5 protein-coding genes and 1 pseudogene are annotated in these 6062 nt (G+C 40.2%); 2 read left to right on the top strand and 4 right to left on the bottom strand.

Going from position 1 to position 6062, the window contains the following annotated elements; translation table 11 throughout:
- Positions 1–312: 312 nt before the first annotated feature.
- Entirely contained in the window at positions 313–837 is a 525-nt protein-coding gene (locus tag ABEW73_RS33595; protein ID WP_430173836.1) for a phosphotransferase-like protein, read from the bottom strand.
- Positions 838–1214: 377 nt separating this feature from the next.
- On the opposite strand from ABEW73_RS33595, the pseudogene ABEW73_RS33590 reads away from it, so the two are divergent.
- Both ABEW73_RS33590 and ABEW73_RS33585 read left to right on the top strand, forming a co-directional pair.
- Positions 1215–1813, top strand: a pseudogene (locus ABEW73_RS33590) (transposase); the annotation flags it as partial.
- Positions 1814–2130: 317 nt separating this feature from the next.
- Positions 2131–2676, top strand: a complete 546-nt coding sequence (locus ABEW73_RS33585; protein ID WP_430173838.1) for a dihydrofolate reductase family protein — start codon at positions 2131–2133, stop codon at positions 2674–2676.
- A gap of 174 nt (positions 2677–2850) precedes the next feature.
- On the opposite strand, the gene ABEW73_RS33580 is transcribed toward ABEW73_RS33585, so the two are convergent.
- The 3 genes from ABEW73_RS33580 to ABEW73_RS33570 all read right to left on the bottom strand — a co-directional run bounded on the left by ABEW73_RS33580 (position 2851) and on the right by ABEW73_RS33570 (position 5698).
- Positions 2851–3507 carry a Type 1 glutamine amidotransferase-like domain-containing protein gene (locus ABEW73_RS33580; RefSeq protein ID WP_430173842.1) on the bottom strand — a complete coding sequence of 219 codons (657 nt, stop codon included), beginning with the start codon at positions 3505–3507 and terminating at the stop codon, positions 2851–2853.
- Between the two features lie 559 nt (positions 3508–4066).
- Complete coding sequence (locus ABEW73_RS33575; protein ID WP_430173839.1) at positions 4067–4828, bottom strand: creatininase family protein; 762 nt, start codon at positions 4826–4828, stop codon at positions 4067–4069.
- A 255-nt stretch (positions 4829–5083) separates the two neighbouring features.
- The gene (locus ABEW73_RS33570; RefSeq protein WP_430173840.1) at positions 5084–5698 is read right to left on the bottom strand and encodes a hypothetical protein; all 615 of its coding nucleotides are present in this window, start codon (positions 5696–5698) and stop codon (positions 5084–5086) included.
- Positions 5699–6062 lie beyond the last annotated feature (364 nt).

The raw sequence follows: 6062 nt of genomic DNA, 5'->3' as shown, positions 1-6062 counted from the left end.
AGATAGAAAAGTAAAAAGCAGTTCGTTCCTCGTCAGAGGATGGGCTGCTTTTGCTCATTTCCACTAAGCATAACTGCCCTTTAGGTTAATTCATCAATTAATTTCTTGCGCTGATTTCCTATAACGTTTGTGTGTTCCTGACCGTCAATTCCCCTTAGATAGCTCTTATCTTAGGGGAATCGATGTGTCTGCCTGAATCCGCTTCCTCGAAGAAATACCTCAGGTAGACCGAGCGGCGGCAGCCGCGGAGCTGGAACACATGGTTATCCGATTGCCCCGGCTTCTTTGATTCGCTATCAATCATATTTACGATTATTTATCGTTCTTTTTGAATAATGATGTAATAATAATTTCTGCACATTCTTCTGCTGTATTCAAACTCGTATCGACTGAGCAGCTATAGCGAATGTTTTGTGACATTATTTTATTTTGCTCATCTGATTGTTCTTCTCTTCTATCACCACGTTCTATATTTCGTTTACGACAAAGATCTAAAGGGCAGTACACCTCAACTATTTCCAAAGGATACCCATTAAAAATATCTTTGACTTTATCATAATGTGGCTTTAACTCAGGCCTTTCAACAAGTATCCCATCGATTAAAACATTCTTTCCATTATCCGAAAATAATGTTGCAGTGTGATACATCATAATTATTACTTCACTTAGATACTTCCAGTAGTCTGTCTGCAGATGTTTATCACCAATCGTATTTTCAAAAAGATCATTGGCAACTACATAAAAAAATGGTTCAGAGTAAGATTGCATAGCTTCTACTATAGAAGTTTTACCTGAACTTGTTATACCATTCAAAAATATAATTCTCCCTTTATCCATGTTTCTCATCTTCCTTTGCATGGGTTTTATGTAGATATACTCTTTCTTATGTTTTATAAGATTTAGGGGCTTCCGATAACGTCTTATTCACGAACTTCGTAAATAAGTCCATATGTAGGGTATTCGCAAAACTTTTGAACTATCCTGCCCGTTAGGTTAATTGATCCTCTATCAATTGTTTCACACTTAATATTATCGTATTCCCATTCCAAATGACGGTTAATAGCCTTATCTACTTCCTCCCATGTTGGCCGAATCGAGTTAGCTAAGATTTTATTAATTCGTTCTTCAATTACATTTGCATCAAAAACGATGAACTAAAAAGTCGCTCGGCCATTTATCATTTTATCTTCAGAAAGAATGGAAAGCAGCCTCTCTGCCGCGAGCATCTGTTCCAAATGGGCGAACGGCTACTCTTGCCCTAAATGCGGGCACAGTATATTCTATTTTTTAGAAAGCCGAAAGCTGTATCAATGCATGGGCTGCAAGCATCAGGCGTCTGTAACTGCCGGCACGATTATCATAAATCGCATACACCGCTGCTGACCTGGTTTTGGGCGATTTTCCTTGTAGCGCACGATAAACGCGGTGTTTCCGCCGTCTTTCTTGCGCGTGAGTTGGATGACGCATTCTTCGGAGCGCCAACAGAAGGCGGTAAACGTGGGCGTGGCACGGATCAAACGCCAGTGCTTGTTGGGGTTTCGCTCAATAAACAAGGAGCACCGCAATACGTCAAGATGCAAGTAAGGATAATCCTGATCACTTGAAGTGGCTGCATACGATGATTTCCAACGCCAAAGCCTTTATTGGCGGCATATTTCACGGATTAGATTCCAAGCATCTGCAATCCTATTTGAATGAATTCTGCTTTCGAACCAATCGTCGGCAGTTTGGAGGTCAGATGTTTAACCGTCTGCTAACTGCTTGTATCTCCACCGATACCATCACCTACGGCGATCTGACCGCAAAGGTTTAGTAGCGGTGCTAACTTGATATTCAAAAAGTAAACAATGTTAAAGTAACCAATCTTTTTTGAGAATAGCAATCCATGAGAATTTCTGTTCACATGTCTCATGTTAAAATATAGTTCGTGATCAACGAAAAATGCAACTGCACGGAAGGTGTAACCAAGTCGTGGAAATGAAGAAAAATAATTTGGGACATATCGTCGGGGACTAATGCTAGGCTTGTTTATTGCGTCCATCGACAATACCTGGTACATGTCAGCACTACACGCGCTAACGTACAATCAGACAGACGGATAGTATTGAATAAAACAAAAGGAGAATGAAAATGAGAAAAGTAGTTGTATCTGAGTTGGTATCGCTAGATGGCGTCATGGAGAATCCACAGTGGACGGTCCAATTTCGTAGTGAGGAAACAAAGCAATTCAAGTTCGATGAACTGAAAGCAAGCGACGCTCTTCTGCTTGGACGCGAAACGTATGTTGAATTTGCAGCGGCTTGGCCTAATATGATCGAGCAAGAAGGGGAGTATGGCCGGATGATGAACGGTTACCCCAAGCACGTGGTTTCAACAACCCTGGAAAAAGTGGAATGGAACAATTCATCGCTGATCAAGGGCAATATCATGGAGGAAATATCCAAGCTGAAGCAGCAGCCTGGTAAAGATATCTTGGTATTTGGCAGCTGCGCGCTCGTTCAAACGCTGATGCAGCTTGACCTCATCGACGAATATCGGCTCATGGTTTTCCCAGTTGTGCTTGGAAACGGAAAACGTCTCTTTGGAGAAGGGATCGATAAGAAAGTGCTGAAACTGGCGGAAACAAAGACATTCGGTTCAGGCGTCGTTGTTCTGACTTATCTTCCGGAAAGATAAGATTGATCAGGAAATCAACTAAAGATTGATCAAAACACGCTCTTAATACTTTCAGTTGACTCATTTTTTTATTAAAAATTTTGATTATTTTTTTGTTGCTCCACAATTGTTGGTTTAACATAGAAGCATTACATAAAGAAATTATTTCAGTTAAACCATAGCCATTCACCGCAATTAGAGCGTCTCATCCAATTTCTGAATCTTTGAGTGGGAAATTAGATATACATTGCCTAGAATGTCGATTTTGTCTCCCTTTACACGTACAGCACAATCTTTGTTCGACGCATAAATATTCATTTCTTCTGATAAGTGAGACAGTTCGCCTTGAACCAACGCAATGTTATTTTCAAGATCAAAATGAGACAGGACGGAAAAATCGTCAAGGCCGATTCCGTCGTAAACAGAGCTTATTTCAACTTTATAGCCTAAGTTTTTCGAGCATATCCATTTAGCGGACATGTTGATCGCACCAGCGCTTGCTCCCATCACAACGGCTCTGCTTTTTTTAATCAAATCCGACAATTCATATTCCATCAAAAACCCATTTTGTTTAATAGTATTTCCACCCAACAAGAAAATGACTGAAGCATTTTGAATTAACGTTTGGGCATCTTCCTTCTGAACGCGAAAGTTAATTAAATGATATTCATCAAACATAATGCCGGCCTGGTCAAGCCACGAGCGTTCAGTAGAACCATCATCTTCATAAAAAAATGGATTCGAGCTAATCATAGCAATCGATTTTCTATCACTTATATCCTCCTGTAACACTCTGCCCAGATTTTCCGGAAAAAAATTGTTAAACCAACCTAAATAATAGTGAGTTTTCATAAGTACCCCCGTAGCAAAGTGTAAATAACTTAAATTTTTAGCGTTACTCATTCTGTTTTCTTGTCACCACCACAATACTCTCAATACGCCCTGTTTGTGGTGCCAAATGTAATATATTGTAACATAATCATATCAATTTTTTTCCAAACAGTACGACTTTATTTCAAATCTACACCGGTAACCACAAAATCTAAACCAGAAAACATTCGATGAGACCGCTCTCTGCAACAGCACTTTCTATCACCAATGACTATTGGACACTTTCGAGAATGTAACATCTCCGATGGATACCCATTCTCCGTTTATAGATTTACCGGGTGAAGCCTAATTGGGGTTTGATTATCCATGACATTGTTCACCTTTCTCTGTTTTCGGTAATTTCGGCTAACATCTTTGTATTCACGATACCTCACCGGCTTAAGGGGCGAATGCCCCGGGTCCGACGGACTTAGCCAGTGCAGGGTTGTCGCTGATTCACCTCTCCGAAATTCCTCTTGCGGACCGAGGTCGGCGACAGCCGGATGATGCGTGAATGCGGTGTTCTCTGAAGTTCCTGACATCATTGAGTTACTCTAGAATTCTTTCGTTCATATGCTTCATCCAATACTTCTCTTAAACCTTCACATTTCTTTGCAATAAACGTCTCCCAGAAGATTCGTCCTTTCTCAGCCATCTCTTCAACTGTTAGTTCACTTGGAGTGTAAGACCCCCAACATCCGTCAGTAGTCAACTTATCCCACCCCATGAAATCCGCAAAAATGCGATTTCTGCCAGAAATCTCTGATCCCATCGGATTCAGCGTTACTTTTTCTGGACATAACCACAATGCAGTACAAAGGGACATGAATCCAGCATGTATTTCTTCTATCCCTTCAAAGCCAGCAGCTTGTATAGCGGTTGGCCAAGCATCAGGCTGATGATGAGGATGTATAACCACGATGTTTGGATACTTAAAGTTTATATGCTTGATAAAAGCTCCTTCCCAATACGCACCACCATGTCCAGAGCAAATTAGAAACTTACAAAAACCTTGACGGTTTAAATTAACTATTATTTCTTCAAGCATTGATGTAAGTATATTGGGACTTATGGTTACCGTTCCTTTATAATTTGCATGTTCTTCTGAAGTATTAAAAGGCATAACTGGAAGAACATATGCATTAAGAGTTTCTCCATAAGCAATCGCATATTTTTCCGCAATCAAAGTATCCAAATGCATCGGTAAGTAAGGGCCAAACTGTTCTGTTGCCCCAACCGATATGATTGCTGTATCAACATTGTTTTTAGATAATTCTGTTGTGGTATTGGTATAATCAAACAATTAAATCACCTCTACTCTATTTTTTCAGGAATTTCAAAAACGTTCGTGTGTACACGACGTCCGAGAAGCTTAAGGATTCCAAAGGTCGATCCGACTTAGGATCGGCCAGGTCCAGGTGGCGCCAGCCACTTAGCTTCTTGGATATGTCCGGCTGACTCAGCTTCCTCGAAATTCCTCGGGCGGACAAGGGACGGCGACAGCCCGCCCGCTGCGTGAATATTGTGTTATGTGAAGTTAATTGACTTCCTCGAATTGCTATAAAAATTCTTTAAACTTTTCTCTATTTATATTTGATAATGCTTTTCCCAATAATTCTTTGTCATAACCATTTGTTATTAATGCATTCAAAATTGCATCAGTTCGATCTTGTCTATTTCTTCTAATGTTTGATTCCAATTGAATCTCAAGAGGAACCACTGGTATTTCATAGTTCTCAAATTCAACATACTTCTTTAATTCCCAAATATATTTACCGCCTTCCCATATCCCCTCCCCTTTAACCGAATCGGGTATTCCAGCTGAATTTGATATTTGAACCACTTCCACAGTAAAATCATGAATCTTCCATTTACCTTTAGTCCAAGTAAATCCAGATGGAAAAGTTTGAGTAAAGTATGGTTCCTCATTAGAGGAAAGCCAGTCTACATCAAAATAAGAAAGATTAGATTTAGTCGTTAAGTTGAATTCATTCAGTAGTTGAGCTAATTCTTTAACATCATCAATGTTCTGAACATATATATCTAAATCATTTGGATTCATTATTGCCTTCTGCATTACAGATCCAACTGATCCGACAATAATCCATTCATTTGCTAGATTAGATTTTGAGTAGAGTTTATAAAATGTCTTTAAAGCTTGTTTCCAAGACATAAAAATAGATCCTCCTTTTTTATCGCTCTTCAAGGAATTTCACATAACGTTTATGTATTCCCGAACGCGAGAACCTTAAGGCCCGAAGGGCCGGCCGCGGCGCGGTTAGGTTCGCATGGTTGTCCGCCAACGCTTCCCTGTACCTCTGAATTCGCTCCGCAGTGAAATCCCTTCACTCTTGGCGGACCAAGGGGCGAACGCCCCGCTGCGGAATATGGTGTTATGTGATGTCTGCCTCGTCTTCGAAAACTCTCAAAAATTATAAATACTTCTTAAAGGCTTTACTCGAATCACCGTCATAACCTAACTTTGTATAGAACTCGTGTGCTTGCTTCCTCGAAGATCCGCTGGTTAAAAAGACCTT

Source organism: Paenibacillus lautus (assembly GCF_050482385.1).
GTDB lineage: Bacteria > Bacillota > Bacilli > Paenibacillales > Paenibacillaceae > Paenibacillus_AQ > Paenibacillus_AQ lautus_B.
The sequence above is the reverse complement of the archived record's forward strand: the minus strand, read 5'-3'. Positions and strand labels throughout refer to the sequence as shown.

Bases quoted from the DNA above. Each gene is read 5' to 3' on its own strand.
- ABEW73_RS33580 (WP_430173842.1), bottom strand. From the start codon at position 3,507: ATGAAAACTCACTATTATTTAGGTTGGTTTAACAATTTTTTTCCGGAA.
- ABEW73_RS33570 (WP_430173840.1), bottom strand. From the start codon at position 5,698: ATGTCTTGGAAACAAGCTTTAAAGACATTTTATAAACTCTACTCAAAA.
- ABEW73_RS33585 (WP_430173838.1), top strand. From the start codon at position 2,131: ATGAGAAAAGTAGTTGTATCTGAGTTGGTATCGCTAGATGGCGTCATG.
- ABEW73_RS33595 (WP_430173836.1), bottom strand. From the start codon at position 837: ATGGATAAAGGGAGAATTATATTTTTGAATGGTATAACAAGTTCAGGT.